Source organism: Clostridium tertium, assembly GCF_902652255.1.
Taxonomy (GTDB): Bacteria; Bacillota; Clostridia; order Clostridiales; family Clostridiaceae; genus Clostridium; species Clostridium tertium_A.
In genome coordinates this window covers 26714-49802 of sequence record NZ_CACRTO010000037.1, presented here as the reverse complement: position 1 = coordinate 49802, position 23089 = coordinate 26714, and the positions used below count along the sequence as shown (strand labels likewise).

Annotated in this window: 26 protein-coding genes and 1 riboswitch; of the genes, 4 read left to right on the top strand and 22 right to left on the bottom strand. The window is 28.2% G+C overall.

Annotated features, from left to right (window positions below; translation table 11 throughout):
• The first annotated feature begins 103 nt into the window (after positions 1-103).
• Positions 104-880 (top strand): zinc transporter ZupT, encoded by a 777-nt coding sequence (gene zupT / locus GPX08_RS12385; RefSeq protein WP_156627117.1) that lies wholly within the window; start codon positions 104-106, stop codon positions 878-880.
• A gap of 197 nt (positions 881-1077) precedes the next feature.
• Here the strand turns inward: zupT and GPX08_RS12380 are convergent, their stop codons facing one another.
• Positions 1078-1695 carry a DUF4397 domain-containing protein gene (locus GPX08_RS12380; protein WP_156627116.1) on the bottom strand — a complete coding sequence of 206 codons (618 nt, stop codon included), beginning with the start codon at positions 1693-1695 and terminating at the stop codon, positions 1078-1080.
• Positions 1696-1697: 2 nt separating this feature from the next.
• The gene (locus GPX08_RS12375; protein WP_156627115.1) at positions 1698-2996 is read right to left on the bottom strand and encodes a hypothetical protein; all 1299 of its coding nucleotides are present in this window, start codon (positions 2994-2996) and stop codon (positions 1698-1700) included.
• 137 nt (positions 2997-3133) lie between these two features.
• On the opposite strand from GPX08_RS12375, the gene GPX08_RS12370 reads away from it, so the two are divergent.
• Entirely contained in the window at positions 3134-4420 is a 1287-nt protein-coding gene (locus GPX08_RS12370) for an aminotransferase class V-fold PLP-dependent enzyme (RefSeq protein WP_156627114.1), read from the top strand.
• Positions 4421-4519: 99 nt separating this feature from the next.
• Here the strand turns inward: GPX08_RS12370 and trmB are convergent, their stop codons facing one another.
• The 3 genes from trmB to GPX08_RS12355 all read right to left on the bottom strand — a co-directional run bounded on the left by trmB (position 4520) and on the right by GPX08_RS12355 (position 6724).
• Positions 4520-5173, bottom strand: a complete 654-nt coding sequence (gene trmB / locus GPX08_RS12365) for a tRNA (guanosine(46)-N7)-methyltransferase TrmB (protein ID WP_156627113.1) — start codon at positions 5171-5173, stop codon at positions 4520-4522.
• A gap of 125 nt (positions 5174-5298) precedes the next feature.
• Positions 5299-5946: a hypothetical protein gene (locus GPX08_RS12360; protein ID WP_156627112.1), complete on the bottom strand. Its 648-nt coding sequence runs from the start codon at positions 5944-5946 to the stop codon at positions 5299-5301.
• Between the two features lie 91 nt (positions 5947-6037).
• Entirely contained in the window at positions 6038-6724 is a 687-nt protein-coding gene (locus GPX08_RS12355; protein WP_156627111.1) for a cyclic nucleotide-binding domain-containing protein, read from the bottom strand.
• Between the two features lie 116 nt (positions 6725-6840).
• On the opposite strand from GPX08_RS12355, the gene GPX08_RS12350 reads away from it, so the two are divergent.
• Positions 6841-7263, top strand: coding sequence for an EamA-like transporter family protein (locus GPX08_RS12350; RefSeq protein ID WP_156627110.1), 423 nt, complete (start codon positions 6841-6843; stop codon positions 7261-7263).
• A gap of 11 nt (positions 7264-7274) precedes the next feature.
• Positions 7275-7748 carry an EamA-like transporter family protein gene (locus GPX08_RS12345; RefSeq protein ID WP_156627109.1) on the top strand — a complete coding sequence of 158 codons (474 nt, stop codon included), beginning with the start codon at positions 7275-7277 and terminating at the stop codon, positions 7746-7748.
• A gap of 65 nt (positions 7749-7813) precedes the next feature.
• Here GPX08_RS12345 and GPX08_RS12340 read toward each other — a convergent pair whose 3' ends face one another.
• The 17 genes from GPX08_RS12340 to GPX08_RS12260 all read right to left on the bottom strand — a co-directional run bounded on the left by GPX08_RS12340 (position 7814) and on the right by GPX08_RS12260 (position 22898).
• Complete coding sequence (locus GPX08_RS12340) at positions 7814-8362, bottom strand: NADH peroxidase (protein WP_156627108.1); 549 nt, start codon at positions 8360-8362, stop codon at positions 7814-7816.
• A gap of 209 nt (positions 8363-8571) precedes the next feature.
• Positions 8572-9279 carry a phosphatase PAP2 family protein gene (locus GPX08_RS12335; protein ID WP_156627107.1) on the bottom strand — a complete coding sequence of 236 codons (708 nt, stop codon included), beginning with the start codon at positions 9277-9279 and terminating at the stop codon, positions 8572-8574.
• A gap of 114 nt (positions 9280-9393) precedes the next feature.
• Positions 9394-10887, bottom strand: a complete 1494-nt coding sequence (locus GPX08_RS12330; RefSeq protein WP_156627106.1) for a cobyric acid synthase — start codon at positions 10885-10887, stop codon at positions 9394-9396.
• Positions 10880-11545 carry a diphthine--ammonia ligase gene (locus GPX08_RS12325; RefSeq protein WP_156627105.1) on the bottom strand — a complete coding sequence of 222 codons (666 nt, stop codon included), beginning with the start codon at positions 11543-11545 and terminating at the stop codon, positions 10880-10882. The genes GPX08_RS12330 and GPX08_RS12325 overlap by 8 nt, the downstream gene beginning before the upstream one ends.
• Before the next feature lie 15 nt (positions 11546-11560).
• Positions 11561-12316 (bottom strand): ATP-binding cassette domain-containing protein, encoded by a 756-nt coding sequence (locus GPX08_RS12320; RefSeq protein WP_156627104.1) that lies wholly within the window; start codon positions 12314-12316, stop codon positions 11561-11563.
• Between the two features lie 8 nt (positions 12317-12324).
• A complete protein-coding gene (locus GPX08_RS12315; RefSeq protein WP_156627103.1) occupies positions 12325-13359 on the bottom strand; it encodes an iron chelate uptake ABC transporter family permease subunit in 1035 nt (344 codons plus the stop codon).
• Positions 13346-14263 carry an ABC transporter substrate-binding protein gene (locus GPX08_RS12310; RefSeq protein WP_156627102.1) on the bottom strand — a complete coding sequence of 306 codons (918 nt, stop codon included), beginning with the start codon at positions 14261-14263 and terminating at the stop codon, positions 13346-13348. The genes GPX08_RS12315 and GPX08_RS12310 overlap by 14 nt, the downstream gene beginning before the upstream one ends.
• Positions 14264-14439: 176 nt before the next feature.
• Positions 14440-14616, bottom strand: a riboswitch (cobalamin riboswitch).
• Between the two features lie 50 nt (positions 14617-14666).
• Positions 14667-15743 carry a threonine-phosphate decarboxylase gene (locus GPX08_RS12305; protein WP_156627101.1) on the bottom strand — a complete coding sequence of 359 codons (1077 nt, stop codon included), beginning with the start codon at positions 15741-15743 and terminating at the stop codon, positions 14667-14669.
• Complete coding sequence (locus tag GPX08_RS12300; protein WP_156627100.1) at positions 15743-16687, bottom strand: cobalamin biosynthesis protein; 945 nt, start codon at positions 16685-16687, stop codon at positions 15743-15745. The genes GPX08_RS12305 and GPX08_RS12300 overlap by 1 nt, the downstream gene beginning before the upstream one ends.
• Positions 16688-16737: 50 nt before the next feature.
• On the bottom strand, positions 16738-17334 hold the full coding sequence (locus GPX08_RS12295) for a histidine phosphatase family protein (RefSeq protein WP_156627099.1): 597 nt from the start codon (positions 17332-17334) through the stop codon (positions 16738-16740).
• Positions 17331-17720, bottom strand: a complete 390-nt coding sequence (locus GPX08_RS12290) for a cobalamin biosynthesis protein CobU (protein ID WP_156627098.1) — start codon at positions 17718-17720, stop codon at positions 17331-17333. The genes GPX08_RS12295 and GPX08_RS12290 overlap by 4 nt, the downstream gene beginning before the upstream one ends.
• A 15-nt stretch (positions 17721-17735) precedes the next feature.
• A complete protein-coding gene (locus GPX08_RS12285) occupies positions 17736-18491 on the bottom strand; it encodes an adenosylcobinamide-GDP ribazoletransferase (RefSeq protein ID WP_156627097.1) in 756 nt (251 codons plus the stop codon).
• The gene (locus tag GPX08_RS12280; protein WP_156627096.1) at positions 18475-19038 is read right to left on the bottom strand and encodes an adenosylcobinamide kinase/adenosylcobinamide-phosphate guanylyltransferase; all 564 of its coding nucleotides are present in this window, start codon (positions 19036-19038) and stop codon (positions 18475-18477) included. The genes GPX08_RS12285 and GPX08_RS12280 overlap by 17 nt, the downstream gene beginning before the upstream one ends.
• 10 nt (positions 19039-19048) lie before the next feature.
• The gene (gene cobT / locus GPX08_RS12275) at positions 19049-20161 is read right to left on the bottom strand and encodes a nicotinate-nucleotide--dimethylbenzimidazole phosphoribosyltransferase (RefSeq protein ID WP_156627095.1); all 1113 of its coding nucleotides are present in this window, start codon (positions 20159-20161) and stop codon (positions 19049-19051) included.
• 116 nt (positions 20162-20277) lie between these two features.
• Positions 20278-20706 carry a hypothetical protein gene (locus GPX08_RS12270; protein WP_156627094.1) on the bottom strand — a complete coding sequence of 143 codons (429 nt, stop codon included), beginning with the start codon at positions 20704-20706 and terminating at the stop codon, positions 20278-20280.
• 341 nt (positions 20707-21047) lie between these two features.
• Positions 21048-21833, bottom strand: coding sequence for a Cof-type HAD-IIB family hydrolase (locus GPX08_RS12265; RefSeq protein WP_156627093.1), 786 nt, complete (start codon positions 21831-21833; stop codon positions 21048-21050).
• A gap of 183 nt (positions 21834-22016) precedes the next feature.
• Positions 22017-22898 (bottom strand): CPBP family intramembrane metalloprotease, encoded by an 882-nt coding sequence (locus GPX08_RS12260; protein WP_156627092.1) that lies wholly within the window; start codon positions 22896-22898, stop codon positions 22017-22019.
• Between the last annotated feature and the right edge of the window lie 191 nt (positions 22899-23089).

Below are 23089 nucleotides of genomic sequence, written 5' to 3'. Positions count from 1 at the left end.
TCTTCTAATAATATTAAATTTCCTCTTTTTTGCATAGTATTTTTTGAAAACAATATATTTATTAATAGTTAAAATAAATTAAAGAGAGGAAAAAACGCTAGTTATGAGATCATTAATACCATTAACTTTATCATTTCTTGCTGGATTATCTACAGTAATAGGTGCTTTTATCTTATTCCTATCTAAAGAAAAAAATAATAGATTAATAACTTTTTCGCTTGCTTATTCTGCTGGAGTTATGATTACAGTATCTTTTACTGATTTATTTATATCGGCTGAAGAAGTATTAACTAAAGCTACAGGAAATTTAAAAGGAATTATTTTATCTTGCTTATTTTTATTAATTGGAAGCTTCATTGCTTATTTAATAGATGAATTTATTCCTGATGATCCTAGAGGTTCAATTAATAACTATACAAATTCTAAAGAAAAGCTTTATCGAGTTGGTTTTGTATCAATGATAGCCTTAATAATACATAACTTTCCTGAAGGAGTAGCCACTTTTATATCTGGATATCAAAATACTTCACTAGGCATCTATGTAACATTAGCAATAGCTCTTCATAATATTCCTGAAGGTATATCAATTGCTATGCCTATATATTATTCAACAAAAAGTAAGAAGAAAGCTTTTAAATATACTCTATACTCCGGTCTTGCAGAACCAATAGGAGCATTAATAGCATTTCTATTTTTAAGACCTTACATTAACGAAGTAATTTTAGCAATCACCTTTGCATTAGTAGCTGGAATAATGCTCTATATAGCCTTTGCAGAACTAATTCCAACTGCAAGGATATATAAACATAACAAAGTTTATCTATTTTCAATTTTTTTAGGAATTTTGACAATAGCAATTAGCCATATGTATTCTCATTAACTAAAAAAAATATAAACTTTATAAATTAGGACTCTCTACTAGGCATATTTTGTTAAATATTTAGTTAATCTAACAAAATAAAGCTTCCAATAATATAAGTTCACTTGGTATAATTCTTCACCAAGTACATTAACTTATATTATTGAAAGCTATTAAAATCCACAATCTTCTATTTTTCTTAGGAACACATATTTTTTCTAGGTTCGTCCATCTTCTACCAATAAATATCCAACAGTTGGCGTACTATTTAATAAGCCAATTATATATATTGTATAAAACTTTCCATTTTCTAACTTCTTATCACTTATATATTTAAATAATCCACTTGCAGAAGAAAAGAGTACCTTAAAATTATATATGGCTGGTGATAAAGGATAGTATCCTGTTGTCTCTAAATACTCTACATTTCCAAATAGAGTTACATCATTTGGTAAAGCTAAAGATATAAGAGGGGAATTAGGAGACAAATGAATAAACCTTAAGAAACAGCTTAATAGATTTCCTTGTACGTTTGCATCATTTAGTACAAATATATCCATTTTCCCACTTAACGAAACTATATTTACTGTAGAATTTGTATTAGGCAATATATTAATTTGTTGTGTAAACAAAGGGTTATCATATGTTCCAGAGTTATATATTTGAAGCTTAAAATCTCCAGTCTCTATCCCTTCATAACAACTTATATCAGCGAATCTTAAGTTCTTACCATATAATTGGCCATTTAAATATACATCTACTGCTTGCGTAATAGGAATAGCATGAAGAAATCTTATTTTACTCTGTAAATTAGGCAAGTTTTGACGAAACAGCATATTTACTCACCTCTCTTATAAGTAGTATTTTCTAGAGTTCTTTTTATTATTTTATTGATAACTAAATTATAAATTGGCTCTGGCATATTATAGGATTTGAAAATATTTATTATATCTTCATCTTTACTTATTATGCTAAAAATTTCATCCATCTCTTCAAGTAAATTATATCCTTCGCCTCTAAAGAAACTTGAATAGCTAGTCTCTTCATTAAGTTCTCTTAAAAGCTCAATATGAACTAAATCTATTTCAAACTCTTCATAGTTAATATCTAGATTGTCATCTTCTTTAATATCTAAGTTATCATTTCCTTTAATATCTAAACTATCATTCCCATAAATAATATCATTAGTATTAATTATAGATTCTTGCTTATTGTTAATTAATATATTTTCTCTTTTTGTCTCCTTACTTTTGCATCCATCAACATTATTATAAGAATGGAGTTCTTCTCCTAAAGATTCTGATGGGTATTCCAAATCAAAACTAGCATCATTACTTAATTGCTGTTGTTGTAAGTTCATCGGGTTAGTATTAGGCATATTGCTTACATTATTAGGATTCATACTTCCCGGTGTCATACTGCCTTGATTCATATTACCTTGGTTCATACTTCCTGGAGTCATTCCATTTGGATTCATACTTCCTGGACTCATACTGCTTGGGTTCATTCCATTTGGATTCATACTCCCAGGGCTCATGCTGCTTGGATTCATACCACTTGGATTCATACTTCCTGGACTCATGCTACCTGGGTTCATTCCACTTGGATTCATACTTCCTGGACTCATGCTGCCTGGGTTCATTCCACTTGGATTCATACTTCCTGGACTCATGCTACCTGGGTTCATTCCACTTGGATTCATACTTCCTGGACTCATGTTGCCTGGGTTCATTCCACTTGGATTCATACCGCCTGGGTTCATGCTGGCTGGATTCATACTATTAATATTATTGTTAGGATTATTTAAATTTTTCTTAGCATTATTCATTTGTAGCTCTAGCATTTGATTATTATTAAATTGATTATCAAGAACCTGCTTCATCGGGTTTTCTAAGTTCATTTCATTTCTTGGCAAGTAATCTAACGTTCTAAATGATCTTGCTTCTAGATTTGAATTATCTACAGGAACAGATAAGCCCATAATGAAACTATTAGATATGTTACTTAAAGTCGGCAAACTTGTATCTATTTCTGGATACCAACTAGAATCCTTATTCCTAAATGGTTCTCTTATATTTAAAGGTATAAATTTTAAATCATTATCGTCTTGTTGACCATTTGAATTTTCTAAATACATCTATTTCCTCCCAAAAATATTTCACTATAAGTATATGTTATATATTTATATATGTTCTCTTAAATCTCAATATAACTATGGTTTATTCGCTCACCATATTTATAAACCTTGAATACTATATCTAGGGAGGTTTTTTAATGGAGGATTTAAAGAATATAGATTATAAAAATTTATTTATAGGCCTTGATAAAAAGGTTCCTATTTTATGTAATAAGGATATTATTCCAATTAATTTTGACAATGCTGCTACTACTCCAGTCTTTAAAAGTGTATTAGCTGAAATAACTAAAGCCTGTGAATTATATGGCGCCATCGGACGTGGACTTGGACAGAAATCTGAATACTCAACTAAATTATATCTAGACTCAAGAAATTATATTTTAAAATTTTTCAATGGATCTTGTGAAAAATATACCGTAATTTTTGTAAGTAATACTACTGAAGGTATAAATAGGTTATCAAATATATTAATTGAAAATACTAAAGATATAGTAATAACAACTAGGATGGAGCATCACTCTAATGATTTACCTTGGAGAGAAAAATGTAATCTAAAATATATAGAAGTAGATAGCCTTGGTAGACTTAAATTAGATGAATTAGAAGACTTACTTGAAAGATATAATGGTTTAGTTAAATATGTTTCTCTTACAGCAGCTTCAAATGTAACAGGATATATTAATGATATAGATTATATATGCAATCTAGTTCATAAATATAATGCTAAATTAATTGTAGATGGTGCTCAAATAGTGGCTCATAAGAAAGTAGATTTATCTATAACTCCTATAGATTATTTAGTTTTTTCTGCTCATAAAATTTATGCTCCTTTCGGAAGTGGGGCAATAGTAGGCTTAAAAGAAGAGTTTGAAAGATTGAATTCAGATTTTAAGGGAGGGGGAACTGTAGAAGCTGTATTCGATAGCTCACAAGTATATTTATTACCTCCTGAGAAAGATGAAGCAGGAAGTCCAAATTTTTTTGGAGCTATTGCTTTAGTTCAGTCTCTTAAGGAACTAGAAAAAATCGGATTTGATACAATAGAAAAAAATGAACAAATTCTATTAAATCATGCTATAAGTGGATTAAAATCAATCAATAATATTATATCTTATGGTGATAATAATAATTTTTCTGATAGACTTGGAATTGCTGTATTTAATATAAAAGATATATATCATGCAGAAGTTGCAAGACTTCTAGCAAGCCTTAGAGCAATAGCAGTAAGGCAAGGTGCCTTTTGTGCACATCCATATGTAAAAAGACTTTTAGGTTTATCAGAAGATGAAGCAAGCCGCTATTTAGTTGATTCTACTTGCACTATGCCTGGAATGGTTAGAATTAGCTTTGGTTTATATAATTCAATTGATGAAATAGATATTTTTCTAAATACCTTAGAGCTAATATGTAAATTAAGATATTAAATTAAATATATAAATAAATCTTTATAATGAAAATTGATGATGTCTCTACTACAATAGTAGGCTATCATCATCAATCTTCATTTTTTATTTTATTTTATTTTATTTTCTTGCAATTAAGAACTTAATTTTTATTCCTTGTTCACTAAACATATTTTCATGTTCAGTTCTAACATTTCCTTTAACATCACTATTATGTAAATCATAAGTAATATATTCTATGTTAAATCCAGCTTCTTTAAAATACTCTAATGATTCTTCAAATAAATTATCATCATCTGTCTTAAAATATATTTCTCCATTTTCAACTAAGAAAGTTTTATACTTTTCTAATTGCTTAGTAAAAGTTAACCTTCTTTTTTTATGTCTTTCCTTTGGCCATGGATTACAGAAATTAATATAAATTCTGTTAACTATATCATCTTTGCTAAAAACATCTTCAATAAGTGATATTTCCTGTGCCATAAGCTTTAAGTTGTTAACTTCTCTATCTTTTTCATTATAAGCTTTTTCTATATTTCTTTTAGCTAGTACTAAGACTTCGTCTTTTATATCTATAGCTATGTAATTAATATCTTCATTTTCAGAACCATGAACAGCTATAAATGTACCCTTTCCACAGCCTAACTCTAGGTATATTGGGTTATTATTATTAAATGATTCTCTCCATTTACCTTTATTTTCACTTGGGTTTATAATAAAGAAATTACAGGCCTCTAATTCTGGTCTAGCCCATGGCTTTTTTCTTAGTCTCATATTCTTCACTCCATTTATTTAAATTCATAACAATTATACAAATTAATAATAAATATATCAAATCTTAAATTAAAAAATAAAGGAATATAGTAATTTTTTATATTTCCTACATTCCCTTTATATTACTATTTTTTAGTTACATTAATTTTGATAATTGTAGCTTCCTTATATTTAGATACCTCATCTTTATATGTATCTAAATTAATTGCTGCCTTTTCACTATCATCTTCATTGAACTTAACAAAAGCTACTAAAGCTTGATCTTCATCTAAAGAATTTCCAGATTGTGTTACTGAAGTCTTTGAATCAAAATCTATAGCCTCTTCATTAAATTTGCTTATCTTGTATGATGGATTCTTATTATCTGTAGTATTTTCTCTATCTATTTCTGCAATAGACATTATAGATTTATCTGCTTCGCCATCATTTAATTTAGCTGCATTAATTATAATATGCATTATTGAATCCTTAGCTATAGTTTCCGTAGTATATTTCGTTATTTCTTTATTCTCTACTAATTCACCCATTGAATATTTTTCTTTATATAGAGTAACCTCATATTGAGAGTCTATTGGTAAAACTACTGAAGCTACTGTACTCTTATCTCCACCATAGTTAGATGATTTTAATAATAGATCAACTGTCCCTTGTAAGTCTTGATTTACTATTTTAACATCACCCTCTGGAAGCTTTGCCGATACCCCTGTACATCCAACTAGTCCTATAGTTAAAGCCATAGCTGTAATAAGTGTTAAAATTCTCTTTTTCTTCATATGTTATACCTCACTTTTTAAAAGATATGATAATTATATCATATACTAAATTTCTATATATATAAATTATGTAAATTCTATATGAATTAAATTACCTATAGATATCGGCAGATAGTTTTTTTAATTTTTCATAATCTAAAACTATATACAAATCCTTCTCTCTAGATAATATTTTTTTATCAACTAATTTATTCAATGTCCTTAATAAATGCCTGTAGCTTGTCCCTAATAATTCAGATATAATAGTCAATGTTTCATCGAACTTAAAATATTTACTATCTTCTTTTACTCCTATAGAAATAATATAGCTTGCTACTCTATTTTCTAATGGGTATAGTAAATTAATACTTGAGTTTTTAGAAGATCTCTTCAACTTTTCTCCTAGCGAATTGCATAAAAAGTTTAGTAGATTAATATCTTTATTGTAATTATTCTTCAGGAACTTTATTGGAATCCCTATACAAACACAAGGTTCTATTGCCTCGACATTACAACTAGATATATCATTAGTCACCAATTCTAAATCACCTAATGTATCTAACTCTTTATAGAAATCTAATAAAAGTAATTTCCCATTTTTAAGTGTCATATAAACTTTTGCCTTTCCTTCAACAAAAAACATTAAATGAGTAATCTCCTCCCCCTCTTTAAATATTAATTCTCTTTTGTCAAAGAAAAGAAGTTCTATATTTTCCTTAATATATGGGCTAAATAAATTGCTTATATTATGTATTTTTATATATTTCTCAATTAATATTAAATCTTTTACTTTATTCATATTAACTCCTTATTTTAAGTATTAATTTAAATATTATATATTCATTATGACATATGTCATAATGAAATTTAATTCCTATATGCTATATTATTTTAAAAAGCTTATGGAGGAATAACATGTATAACTTTTTATCTCTTTTTACCGGAATATTAATCACTATAATGATTAGTTTGAATGGTATTCTATCAACTCATTTAGGTAATTACTCATCTACTTTAATAATTCATATTGTAGGATTTATTTTATTAACCCTAGTCTTATTATTTAAGAAATATAAAATTAGATTTAGTAGAAATATTCCTCTTATATTATATAGTGCAGGAGTAATAGGAGTTTTTACTGTTCTATTTAATAATTTAAGTTTTAGTGCTCTTGGAGCCTCTTTAACTATTTCTTTAGGCTTATTAGGCCAAACTGTTACATCACTTGTAATAGATAGCTTTGGCTTAATGAAAATGAATAAGGTTTCGTTCCAAAAGAAAAAGATATTTGGTGTATCTTTGATCATATTAGGAATAGTTGTAATGGCTATTTATTAAAAGGAGGAATTATGTTTTATTTTTATATTTTATTAGCTATATTAGCAGGGGTTTCAATAGTAATTTCAAGGATTTTCAATTCTAGAATAGCTGAGGAAATAGGAACTCTTCAAGGTACATATATTAATTACTTAACTGGACTAGTTACAGCCTTTATATTCTTTATAATAAGCAAAGAATATATGAATATAGAGATGATTAACTATTTAAATATACCTATTTATTCATATTTAGGGGGAGCCATAGGAATATTAGTTGTTTTACTATCAAATTATACTACTCCAAAGGTATCATCCTTTTCTTTATCATTATTAGTTTTTATAGGACAACTTTCTATTGGTATTTTTATAGATTACTATTCTTATAGTACAGTTTCCATAGGAAAAATAATTGGTGGACTATTAATCTTATCAGGATTATCCTACAACATATTAATAGATAAAAATGTTAATTCAACAGATACGTTAATAGAAGAAAAAAATTAGAATAATGCTTTTAAATAAAAAAGGTTTAGTACAGCTTGTACTAAACCTTTTTACTTATATAAATACTAGTTTTGTCCGAAATATCTATCTAATAATCCCTTGAATGCTTGTCCATGTCTAGCTTCATCTTTACACATTTCATGAACTGTGTCATGGATTGCATCTAAGTTTAATTCCTTAGCTAATGTAGCTAAATCCTTCTTACCTTGGCAAGCTCCGTGTTCTGCATTAACTCTAGCTGTTAAGTTAGCCTTAGTATCAGCAACAACAACTTCTCCGATTAATTCTGCAAACTTAGCAGCATGTTCTGCTTCTTCGAATGCTATTCTCTTGTATGCTTCAGCAACTTCTGGGAATCCTTCTCTATCAGCTTGTCTTGACATTGCTAAGTACATTCCAACTTCTGTACATTCTCCAATAAAGTTAGCTTGTAATCCTTCCATAACTCTTGGATCTACATCCTTAGCAACTCCTACTCTATGTTCATCAGCCCATGCTAAATCAGCTGATTGCTCAACAAACTTATCTGCTCCAACCTTACATACTGGGCATTGTGCTGGTGGCATATCTCCTTCATGAACATATCCACATACTGTACAAACAAATTTCTTCATTATTAAACTCCTCCTATAATATCCACATATTATATAAATTTATTTCTTTCGATGGATTTATTATATAATAATTATTATTAGTTGTAAATAGTTTTTAAGAAAAATTTATTTGTTTTTTGTTAAGAAAATGTAAAAATGAGAGTGAACTATACATTCTCCCAAAATCACTTTCTTGTATAATATTATTTACAGTAATAACTGTTCACATTTTAACTAATAGTAAAATCTCTGCTTTTCTTTACCTTATCCACTAATTTATACGGTAAATCTAATATCTTTTTAATGTACTTACCTTCTATTTTACTTACAATAAATACTACTGCTTCACCTAATACTATTGCAATCACTCCATCTAATATAAAATGTTGCTTAATAAATAAAGTTGATAATATTATCAATACTCCAATTATATTTGTATACAGGAACCATGACTTATTATCCTTTAATTTAGTGAAACGCATAATTATATAGGTATTTAATACATGGATAGAAGGAAAACAATTAAATGGCCTATCATTTTCATATATTATATTAACTAACTTATTCGGAATAGTATTATTGGCAATTACTGGCCTTGCTATTTCTACAGGGTAAAAATAATAAAATAAGTAACAAATACACATTCCAATATATATTGCTAATAAAGTTTTAGCATACCTTTCTCTATTCCTAGATAAAATAAATACTAGTCCTATTAAAATAAAAAAATACCAATATATATAAGGGAAAATAAATATAGATAGAAAAGGTATTTCATTATCTAACTTTAACGCAAGGCTAGTCCCATTTTCAGCAATAGATCCAGCTAATAAATAATTTATATTTATTATAGGCATTACTAATAACCAGGTCAAGTCTAACCATTTTACATTTTGTAAATTGTATTTCAAAATAAAACTCTTAATAATATTACTCAATATAAATCCCTCCAGCTATTCTGGTAAATTTAACTCTATATATTATTATTTTACTTCATAAAAAAATATTTGCTATTACATTAGGTAATTATTAAGGTTTTTATAAGAGAATCTTTAGTTATTTATTATTTCTTCCACCTTTTTCATATCTATATTTGAACTAAGAATATTAGAAAGCTTATCTAGTTCCCCTTTTTTATATTCCTTATATGATGTTATTTCTTCTTTAACATCATTGATATTTATTTTAAGTAATAAGTGTTTTATAAGTTCCTTTAGAAAATCCTCATTATCAAAAATTCCATGAAGATATGTTCCTATTACATTTTGTTTATCATTTATAATGCCTGCAATCTCTCCAGTATCTAAAGTTATGAAAGGATTTATATTTCCTTCAATAGTTGTTACACCATTATGAATTTCATATCCTTCTACCTCTACCCCTTCACTATTAATTACTTTATTTTTAGATATAATCCCCTTAACTTGCTTAGTCCTTTTATCTTTACTAAAAGAAGTTCTAGTATTTAAAAATTTAAATCCTTCTTCATATTTATTATTGCCTTCAACAGATAACGGATCTTCTATTAATTTTCCAAGCATTTGATATCCACCACAAATTCCTATAATTATAGTACCCCTATTTTCTAACTCTAATATTTTATTAAAAATATCTTTTTCTTTAATTATCTTTAAATCTTTAATAGTATTTTTGCTTCCTGGTATTATTATCAAGTCTGGTGATCCTATTTCATTTGCCTCTTCTACATATCTTAAATTCACACTTTTCAGCCTGCCTAATGCATTAAAATCTGTAAAGTTAGACATTGAGGCAAGCTTAATAATCGCTATATCAATACAAGCATCCTTATTATCCTTTCCTTTAAATCTGTCTGTAACGCTATCTTCATCCTCGATATCAATATCAACGTAAGGCATAACTCCTAAAACAGGTATATTGATTATATCCTCTAATTGTTTCATAGCTGGCTTAAAACTTTCAACATTACCTCTAAATTTATTTATAATTACACCTTTTACTCTACTTCTTTCCTTCTCATCTAATAGCATTATAGTTCCAACTATAGAAGCAAACACTCCGCCTCTATCTATATCTGCCACTAATATAACTGGAGAGTCACTTTCTTCTGCCATAGACATATTTGCAATATCATTTTCTCTTAAATTAATTTCAGCACAGCTACCAGAACCTTCTAGTACTATTAAATCGAAATTTTCACTTTCCTTATCATATATATCCTTAACTACTTCTTTTAACTCCCTATTTAAATCCTTATACTTATATGCATCCATATTACATTTTACTTTTCCATTTACAATAACTTGAGTTTTGTTATTTCCACTAGGTTTAAGTAATATAGGATTCATCCATGACTCTGGCTCTATTTCACAAGCTTCTGCTTGAACTACTTGAGCCCTTCCCATCTCAAGACCTTCTTTAGTTACATAGGAATTTAAAGAAATATTTAAAGCCTTAAAAGGTGCTACTTTTAGGCCTTTGTTTTTAAAATACCTACAAAAAGCTGTAGCTATTGTACTTTTCCCAACAGATGAAGCTGTTCCAAGTAGCATTATACTTTTACTCATTAATAACACCTACAATATCTAAGAATCCGTATTTATCATTTGTTATTATTCCATTTTGCTTAAATTTAACTGGAAAATTAAAAAGTGGACCATCAAAAGCAAAAGTGTGATACTCACCATTTTCTCCACATGGATCTGAACCTGCTTTAACTAAATCCCTTACTACTTCTCTAGTTAATTCTTTTCCAAGAAAATCTGTTGATAAAACATCTAATCTTACATTTTTTATTACTGTTTTGAAACCTGTATCAATAAATTCATAAGTTAAACCTTCTCTTGATTCCTGCCATAGTGGGAATATAGCTTCAATCTCAGCATAATCACATCTTTCAGTACACCAAGATCTATGTGCTTCTAAATCTATATCGCCAAATACACAGGCTTCAGCTCCAAGTTCATCACGAGCTTTTAATAATGCTTTATGAAAGGCATCCTTATATTCTTCTCCTTCACACTTTACTAATAACAAAGGAATATTTAATGATTTTGAAACCATGTTTAATAAATCTTCAGGCACCCCATGGAACCATGATCTTAAGACTTTTTTATCAACAGTTATAAGTAATGCTACTGGCTTATGACCTTTCTGTATCATCCTATATAATGCTAATGTACTATCTTTTCCGCAGCTATATGACATTACGAATTTCTTACTCATCTCCATACCTCCTCTTTATTTCCACTTCTCTAAAGTCGTTACCATAAACTTCTTAATATCTATCCCATATACTTCTTCTAGATCTCCTCCATTTAATACTTCTTTTGTAATTCCTGAATTGATTAATCTACCGTCTTTTAGCAATAATGCCCTTTCTCCAAAACTTTGAACTAAATTTAAATCATGAAGTACTGCAACTACTATTTTATTATTATCCTTTGCCCACATTTTCAAATAATTTAGTATTTCAATTTGATATCTTAAATCTAAATGATTAGTAGGCTCATCTAAAAGTATTACTTCTGGTGATTGTGCAAATGCTCTTGCAAGAAATACTCTCTGAAGCTGGCCTCCAGAAAGCTCACTTATAAGTTTATCCTTAATATCAAGTAATCCAACCATCTCTAAACTTTTATATATTATTTCTTCATCTTCTTTATTAAGCTTTGAGAAAACGCCTGTTAAATGTGCATATCTCCCTAAGGCTACAGTATCATAAATACTATATGGAAATAATATATTTGTACTTTGTGTCATTAAGGCAACCTTAGTAGCAAGATCTCTTCTTTTTAAATCCTTTATATTTTTCCCATCTAAAATAATATCTCCTTTATAAGAAATTAAATTAGATATAGCTTTTAATAATGTGCTTTTACCGCATCCATTAGGTCCAACTATACAAATATTTTCTCCTCTTTTTACATCAAAGCTTATATCTTTAACTACATCCACATTATTGTATCCACAAAAAACATTTTTCAGTTCTAACATCTAATCACCTACTTTGATCTTTTAAAGTATAAATATGCAAAAAACGGTGCACCTATCATTGCAGTTACTGCTCCAACTGGTAACTCTGAAGGAACTATAATAGTTCTAGATATAAGGTCAGTTATTACCATTAGACATCCACCAAAAACTACAGACATAGGTATAACATAACTATGCTTAGAGCCAAATATTTTTCTTACTACATGGGGTGCAATTAAATCTACAAATCCTATCGTCCCACTAATTGCCACTGCCGCACCAGTTAAAATTGCAACAAAAAGAAATAAGTATTTCTTTACTCTTTCAGCATCAACACCTATTGCCTTTGCTTGTTCTTCTCCAAAAGTTAAAACATCCATCTCACGTACAAAAGCCATAATACCAATTATTCCAATTAGGAAAAAAGGAATCCCAGCTTTTAAATAGCTCCAACCCTTCATAGAAAAGGAACCCATTTGCCACATAGTAATGGCTTCAATATTCTTAGTAAATAATGCAGTTAAGGTAGTTAATGCAGCATTAAAGAATAATGAAAAAACCATACCTGTTAGGATAATAGTTGTATTTGAAAGTTCTTTGTCAACCTTACTTGAAAATGCTATTACTATTACCATAGTTAATAAACTGCAAGTAAACCCTACTAAAGGCAGTGAAAAATTACCAAGGAACGGGATAGAAATTCCTGATACTATTAATAAACCAACCCCTAGTGATGCTCCTGATGATACTCCTAGTGTATAAGGTGAAGCTAAAGGATTCTTCAATATGGATTGAACTACTGCTCCACTTGCTGCAAGAGCTCCCCCCACAGTAAATGCTAATAATACTCTAGGTAATCTTATATTCCATATAATAGAAACATCTTTTGCTTCAATTCCTTGTAATAAATTAGTATTAAACATCTTATGAGATATTATTGAAATAATATCCATAATGCTAATATTGGAACTTCCTATGGAAGTTCCAATACATATTACTAGAAATACTACAACAAATGAAAGTATCATCAGTGTTTTATTTTTTTTATCTTTATTTATATTCATTTGGGTAAACAGCCCTAGCCATTTCCTTTAAAGCTTTTACTACCTCTTGAGAAGGTCTTGCAGAAGCATTCTTATCTACTCCATAAACATTTCCTTCTTTTATAGCAGTAACACTATCCCATCCATCACGGCTCTTAATTTCATCAACAGCCTTTACTCCATTTATATCTGGAACATTTGTTAATATTACATCTGGATTTGCACTTATTACTGATTCTGGTGTCGGTGAAATCCATGCATTTTCATTACCAAATATATTTTCTGCTCCAATTATTTGAATCATTTCATTTAAAAATGTTTCATTACCAAAGCTATATAATGTTGGGCCAGAACCTATTTCAAAGTAAACTTTTTTCTTATCAGTTATTTTATCTCCAATAGCTCTGATTGCCTCAACTTCTTCTTTCATATTATCAACAATTTCTTTACCTTTTTTCTCAGTCTTAGTTACTTCAGCCATAAATTCAATATCACCATATATTCCATCTATGCTATTACTACTTGGAATATATACTACTGGAATACCAGCTTCTTTAATTAATTGGAAAGGATCGTTTTCTCCAACCTTATTGTGACCAGAAGCTATTACGATATCTGGCTCTAGACCAATTATAGTTTCTGCATCTGGATTTCTAAAGTCTATTTGTGGTATCTCAGTATTAACTCCTTCAACATCTGAAGAATACTTGTCTATAGCCACTAACTTATCTGAAAGCCCAAGTGCCACTAATACCTCAGTATTAGATGGTGCAGTCGATATAATTCTTTCTATTTTTTTAGGTAAAGTAAATTCATTACCCTCCCTGTCTGTCATAGTTTTTGTAGTTTCTGTGCATCCAACAAATAATGCAATTGCAAATACCATGGATAGAACTACAGCAAGAATTTTACTTCTTTTTTTCATGAATAAGTCCTCCTAATTATTTTATTAGGGTAATTTTGCAGATAAATTTGCAAAATAAAAAGGCATACTAAGAGTATGCCCAAAATACTTATCAAATAATTTCAAATTATAACTTATAAATAATTCATTATAACTCAAAACTATAACAGTATTCCCATCATCCCACCCTCAGAGGATAACAGTCTTCCATAAAAGGTAGGTCTCCCGGCTTTACTTCATCCTACTTTCTAACCTTCCCGCACTCTGCAGTGGTGTATTAATAGATTTCGTCCATATTACGGTTACTGGGGTAGCTTAGGCTTTTACCTAATTCCCTATTAAGCTTATAAAGCACCTTTAATAGTTATATAGTTTTAATATCAAATAGAATTATATTATTTATAAGATACCTTGTCAATTAATATTATACAGATAATATGCAATTTAATTCATTAATAAGAATTTTATTTTCTTCTCTTTTTCTAACAGCTATTCTATAATAGCTCTTATCTAGGCCAATATAATTACTGCAACTTCTAATAACTATATTCCTCTTAAGTAATTCCTCTTTTAAATCTATATCTGATAAATTTTTAAACATAATATAGTTTACAGATGGCTTAAATACCTTCAATTTATTAAAAGAGGTTAATTCATTATATAAAAAATCCTTTTCTTCTTCTATGTATTCAATAGTTTTAGAAATGTATTCTTTTTCTTCTAATGCTACAATCGCTGCTTTTTCTGCAAATATATTAATGTTCCAAGGTGATGTTACTTTATTAATTTCTTCTATTATTTTGCGATTTTCAGTTAAAGTATATCCTATTCTTATCCCTGGAATTGCAAACATCTTTGTTAAAGACTTTATTATAAATAAATTATCATATGTAGAAAGAAACTCCATGGCAGAATACTTTTTATATTCCTTTATAAAGTCTAAAAATGATTCATCTAAGACTACTAAAACATTATTTAGTTTCGCTTTTTCTAACACCTTACGTATTATATCTTTCTCAGTTAATTTACCTGTAGGGTTATTAGGATTACAAATAAAAATAATATCAATATCTTTATTAATATAATCTAAAATATCTTCATCTATATTAAAATCCCTATCTTCATTAAGTAAATAGTGTTTAACTTCTCCACCAACGCTTAGTATTGCTTCCCCATACTCACTAAAAGTTGGAGCTGGAATTAATGCTTTTTTGGGTTTAACAGCTCTAACTAAGTTGAATATTGATTCAGCAGCACCATTACCTAAAGTTATATTTTCAAAACTTACTTCTTCAAACTTACTAATTGCCTTTTTTAAATTATGGTATTTTATATCAGGATATACTTCCGCTTCTTTTATAGCATTTATTAATGATTCTAAAACATTATTACTTATTCCTAAAGGATTTATATTAGCAGAAAAATCGATAAGCTTAGATTTTTCAATATTATGTATCCTAGATAACTCTTCTATATTTCCTCCATGAACTGCTTTACTCATTAAAATAAACTCCCTACATAATTAAATATTATTGCTATACCAAAGCTTAAAAATGACACTAAGTACAAGATTCTATTTGTTATGTAAACATCCCTAACTTCTATCTTTTTTAATTCATCACCTATAGTAGGTTTTTCTACTAATTTTCCAAAATAATAATTAGCTCCCCCTAATTTAAGACCTAATGCACCAGCTGTTGCTGCTTCAGGATGAGCACTATTTGGGCTACTATGGTTATATCTATCTCTCTTATATATTTTATATGAATTTTTATAATCTAGCCTTAAAACGAAAGAAGAAATTATTATTAGATATCCAGTAATTCTTGCAGGTATATAATTAAATATATCATCTAACTTAGCAGGAAAATATCCAAAATCATAATACTTATCATTTTTATATCCAAACATTGAATCCATAGTATTTACTGCCTTATATGCTAAAGCAAAAGGTGCTCCAAATAGGCCTGCATAAAAAATTGGAGCCACTACTCCATCAGAAATATTCTCAGCTATGGTCTCAACTACAGCTCTTAAAATTTCCTCTTTGTTTAAGTTTTTGGTATCTCTTCCTACAATATAGGATAATCTATGTCTCGCTTCCTCTATATCATTGTCTTTTAAGGCTTTAACTACATTTAAAGCTTCTACTTTTAATGACTTTGTTGCAATACAAAAGTATATCATAACTCCACTTACTATAATTCCAAATATATAATTTAAATTATAGCTAAGTCTTACTATCAGGTTACTAAATATAAAAACAATTAAAATAACAGATATCCATGTTGATAACCCTGCCATCTTAAGTGACTTACTTAGTTCTCTTCTAAAATAATTTTCTACCTTTTTACATAAGTTTCCTATTAGCCTTATGGGATGAAATGGGTTTTGAGGATCTCCTATTAGTAGATCTAATAAATACCCTATAGTTAACTCCTTCATAAGTTTATCTCTCCTACTTTCTTTAACAAAAATCTATCTATATAAATATTTTATATTTCAGTAATCTTTAATATCTTAAATTCTGACTTTAATATTTCTAAATCTAACTTATATCCTCTTCCATAACTCGGTTGCCACTCATAAAAGCTCTTACTTTTATCATAGAATTCTTCTAGAATAGTACCTATAGTCCCTCCATGAGATATTAACAGTACTGAATTCTCCTCTTTAACCCTTTCAATAAAATTAATAAATTCATCCTTTATTCTATTTCTATACTCAGCCTTACTTTCTCCACCTGGACACTTAAAATTTGAAGACTCATCCGTTATCCAACTAATATATTCTTTATTACTCTTTAACTCCTCATAAGATTTCATTTCAAAATCTCCGAAATTATATTCAAAGAATCCTTTTACCTCTTCAAAATCTTTATCTCCATAAAGAATATTCATTGTTTCATTTGCTCTTAATGCTCCACTAGTAAAGTACTTGTCAGCCTTTGGATAATTTATTTTCTCTTTTAATATAAGCAACTCTTCTTTACCTAAATTACTTAAAGGAATATTAGTAAATCCACAATATAACTTATTTTCATTAGCCATTGTTTTTCCATGCCTTAATAAATACAAAACTAATCTTTTCATTTCTTAATCACCATAGGGATTCCACAAAATAATCTATAAACCTCATTAGCTTCCTTACTTATTTCCTGCAAAAGCTTCCCTGTAGTCTCTCTCCAAACTCTATCTTCTTTTTTTAAAGGAACTATTCCTTCTGAAATATCATCACAGATAATTATTTTATCTTTAAATAAACTAATATTTTCTCTAAAATATTTTACAATATCCTTATTATCTAAAGCATATTTATAAGTTAAATTATGTAGCTTGTATATTACTTTCTTAGAAGCATTAATTTCTAAGTTGTCCACTTCTTCATTTATAGTAATTATATCTTTTTTATTTAAATTATATTTTTCTAGTACAAAATTTAATTTTCCACTATAAGCTCCACCAAAAACTAAAATCAAAAGATTCACCTCTCCTTAAATTACGGCTAAAATAAATAATCCAACTGCTTCAGATATAACTAGTCCATATCCAGCAATATCTCCAGACATTCCTCCAAGTTCCTTAATACTTTTATTTACTGATATTATTGCTGAAAGAATTATACATCCCCCTAGAATAATACCACTTATTCCAAATAAAAATATTAAAGCTATTAAAGCTAATAATAGTAAAAAATTAAGAACTACTATATCTATTTTCCCTGTACCAGTTTTAAAATAACTTCCAAGTGAACTTTCTTTCATAGTATCCTTTTTTAAAAGCATATATCCCATTAAAGCTCTAGATATAATAGGTATAATAATTATTCCAATAATATTTTCATTACCTTCTATTATAGAATATACGGATGAAAAATTTATTATAAATAATATTCCTAATGAAATAACTGAAAAAGCCCCTGTATTCGGATCTTTTAATATTCTTATTTTCTCCTTCTTATCTCGTCTAGATAAAAGTGCATCACAAACATCCATAAATCCATCTAAATGCAACATTCCTGTAATAATAAAAGGTGCTATCATAGTTAATGCTGAAATAATAATTAAAGGCAGATTAAAGTAATTTGCTATTATGTAAACTAAATAATTTACCGATCCAACTATTAGACCTATTATAGGATATAATTTCATCATATGGCATACCGCATTATCTTCCCAAACCTTATACGGCATAGGTAAAATAGTAAACATTGTAATATCCATAATAAAACCCTTAATCAAATTTTTCATTTAAAAAACCTACCTTTTCTTTCCCTTTATGAACTATTATATTGCTGAAGGATGACTCAATAACTACATCTGAAAACTTAGCTATAGATATATTTATATTTCCAAGCTCTCTTCTAAATTTTTCAGTATAGTCATCATATTTAATTGAATCACTAAATAAATAATCTGATACAATCACCATATTCTTAGGGATATCCTTAATCCTCATTAATCCTTCAATAATTTTATCATGAACTTTATCTACAAAGTTTCCATCCTTAAACATTTCGTTAGTAACTAGTGCTGTAATACTATCTAACATAACTGTATCCATACTCTTAAAATTCTTTTCTAATTCTTCAATATTTATGCTTTTCTCTGTTGTAATAAAGCCAAATCCTTCTCTTTCTTTGATATGATTATCAATTCTACTCATATCTTCGTTATCATAAGGCTTCATAGTTGCTATATAAAATAAATTTCCACCAGCTTCTTCTAAATACTTAGATATCCTTTGAGAAAGCATGGATTTTCCACTTTTAGAACCGCCTACAACCAATATTATCATATAAAATCACCTACTTATCTAAAGTGCTAACTATATAACTTTTCTTATCCCTTATTTCCTCTAAATAACTAGGATCAATTTCTGCTTCTTCAAATGTAGCCATATTATTCATCATCGCACAGGCAGAACTTATTATTGAAAAAGCAATAGGACATCCACTACCTTCACCTAATCTCATATCTAGATTTAGCATTGGCTCTAATCCTAATTCTTTAATAGCTAAATTATATCCTATTTCCTTAGACAAATGAGATGGTATAAGGTAATCAATTACTTCCGGAGACAACCTTACAGCCAACAAAGCAGCTACTACAGATATAAACCCATCTATCACTACTGGTATTCTATAATATGAGGCCCCTAAAAATACCCCCACCATACCTGCTATATCAAAGCCACCAACTTTAGCTACAATATCTATTGGATCTTCTGAATTAGGATTATTTATTTCTATAGCCTTTCTTACTACTTCTTTCTTCTTTTCAAACGCTTCTTCTGTTAATCCCGCTCCTTTACCTACAACTTCATCAATTCTACACCCAATTAATGACTTTAAAACGGCACTACTAGTAGTAGTATTTCCTATCCCCATTTCTCCTACACCTATAATGTCATAGTCCTTTTCCTTAGCTAACTTAACAGTTTCTATTCCTATATAAATTGCTTTTAGACATTCTTCTTTTGACATAGCAGGTTCATTAACTATATTGCTTGTACCTTTTCTAATTTTTCTATTGATTGCCCCTGGAACTTCTATATCAGAATTAATCCCTATATCAACTACTATTAAATCAGTATTATTTGCTTTAGCTAAAGCCGCTACCCCTGTCTTTCCCCTAGAAAAGTTAATGCTTTGAGCTAATGTTACATACTGAGGTGCTGATGCAACGCCCTCTTCCACCACTCCATTGTCTGAAGATAATATAATTACACATTTTTTATTAATTTCATTATTAATCTTACCTGTTATCCCAGCTAACTTTATTGCTATATCTTCAAGCTTTCCTAAGCTACCAAGCGGTTTAGCTAATGAATCTACCCTCTTCTTAGCACTTAAAATAGAATCTTCATCCCTACCTTTAATATTATTAATAATATTTAAAACTTCTTCATTATAATTCATTATATCCCTCTTTTATAATTCCTTTTTTGTTATGATATATTAACTTTAGAATAAAAATCAACAAATGACAATAACAAAAAAATCCACAGAACTCTATTGAAAACTGTGAATTTTTCTTAACAATTTGATTTTCCTATTAAAATTTCATTTATTCCTGGATATATATTTTTTTTGCTAGTAATTCTTATTTTTATATTGTCCAACTCTATATTCTCTAAATTAATTTCTAAGTGATCTTTTTCTATAAAAGTATTTTTTGCTTTAGTTATTATATTTTCCTTATCATTAAGTGAATCTATAACATTAAAAATTTCATAACTCATTATATCACCTTTTGTTACCGGCAATTTTATTCTATTTATTGTAAAGGTATTCGTAAATTTATATAAAAACTCTTTTCCACTGAGTTTCTCTTCATTATCATAAGCAGTATTTAATAAAGCATCAATACTAGATTTGGAGAGTTTTAAGAATCCACTATAGTTACAAAAACCATCATGTAATAATGTAGTTGATAGAATCTCATCCAATTCAATAAAATTCATATTAAGCCTCCTTTAATCTAACAACTTAGCTTTTATACCTAATATTATATAAAATTGTCCTATAATTATATTTTTATCCTATTTAGAATAATTTGAAAGTCCTATTTTCCTTAAAAATAGTCATAAAATAACAGGACTATAGTCCTAAAAGCATTTTTATTGAGCTTTTTTGTCAAAATATCGCTTTTTTACATGAACTTTTTACAAATTAATTTTTAATAGACTATGCTATTCCTAAATTAATAAACTATAATATAAAAAAAATTCCTTAGTAAACTTGACATGGTCAAGTTTACTAAGGAGTTCTAATTAACTTTCAGTTTTCTGATTAAATTCAGCATTTAAATTTTTAAAATATCTTTAATCGCTTCTACAACGCCATTTTCATCGTTGCTTTTTGCAATAAACCTAGAAGCCTTTTTTAAATCATCATGAGCATTTTCCATAGCATAGCTATAATATCCTTCATTCATCATTTCTAAATCATTTAAGTAATCACCAAATACCATAGTTTCTTCATAAGCTATTCCAAGGTCACTCTTTATCTTATCTAAAGCAATTCCTTTATTGGCACCTTTTTTAGTTATATCTAGCCATATCTCACCTGAAACTGTAACTTGAAGCTTATCTTTGTAGTCATTATAATAGTTATTACTGTTAAATTCAGAACCTGAGAAATCACAAATAGTAATCTTTAAAACTTCATCATCTACCTTCGTAAGGTCTTCTACTATTTCATATCTTTCATAGTACTTTTCAGTTTCTCTTACTATTCTTTCATCGCTACTTTCTATATAAGCTGAGTTCTTACCACAATAAACTACATAAGCATTATCTATCTTTCTACCTATTTCTATAAGCTCAATAGCTATATCTCTATCTAATGAATTAACAAATAACTCTTTACCCTTATATAATACATAAGTTCCATTTTCTGCTATAAACATCATTTTATCTTTTACTTCATTAAACTTCTTTAATAAATTATAATATTGTCTTCCGCTAGCCGCAGCAAAAATTACATCTTTTTCAATTATTTTCGGAAAAATTCCAAAAAATTCTTCACTTATTTCACCCTTAGAGTTTAATAAAGTTCCATCCATATCTGTTGCAATTAATTTTATCATTAGCAGTCACCTCGTTCTTCATTTCTTTTGTATATGAACTTATTTTAAAATATTAATTAACAAATAATTAGCTACCATAAAGGTAGCTAAATTAAAAACATCATAATTAAAAAAACTTCCCTAGGAGTTTTCTCCTTCATTATACATTATCAATTGTTATTCTATCTTATTTGTTTTTATAATTCAATATTGAATATCCCCTGGAATCTCCTCATCTAATTTATAATTTTTCTTATATATTAAGAATAACACTCCTATAATTCCTACAGCAGCTATTATACCTTGTATTATATAAGTTGTAGTGCTTGGTACATAATCAACTAAAATTGCATTAAGAATAAATGACATTGAATTATTTACTATATGCATTATAATAGCAGGCCATATAGATCTAGTTTTATAAGTCACATAACCAAAAATCACTCCTAAAAGTGTAGCATAAGTTCCTTGTATTAAATTCATATGGTATATGCCAAAAAAAACTCCCTGTAATCCAATAGTCCAAGCTGGAGAAAATCTCTTTCTTAATGTATTAAATACAACTCCTCTAAATAGAAACTCTTCCGCAATAGGTGCAATTATTCCAATTGTTATAATTGAAACTACAATTGAGCCAGCTGTTAATGGTGAAAGTATATTCTCCATATTAATAAACTGTTCTTCTAATAATCCTGCATTGCTGATTAAAGTTAATAATGATGAATTAAATAGCCAACAAAGGCCTCCTAATAAAACTGCAGATAAATAATTGACTATATTAGTATTTTTAAACTGTAACTCTTCCATAACTTTTCTTTTCTTAATTTTGTAAATTAAAATCAGTGCAAGGACAGTTATTATAGATGAAAATAATAGTATCCAACTAGTTGCCCCTACTACATAATTCATCATAGAATCCATATTTGACATTACTGCATCTGTATTACCTTCTAAGATATCAGCATTAGAAATTGCATAAAATACAGCTAGGCCTATCATTCCTACTATAGTAACTACAATCTGAATTCCGAAACCCAATAATAAATATCCCAAAGATGCAAAAATACTTTTTGCTTTACTACCCATAAACTACCATCCTTTATAAAAATAATATTAGTAATTAGATTATACATTAATTATACCCTTATTACTACAAATATAACAATTTATTCAAAATATACTGTTATACAAATTAGAATATTTTAGCTTCAAAGCTTTATTTTTTCTTACTCATAGTTTAAAATTAAATATACAGTTTATTAATAATTGATTTAAAA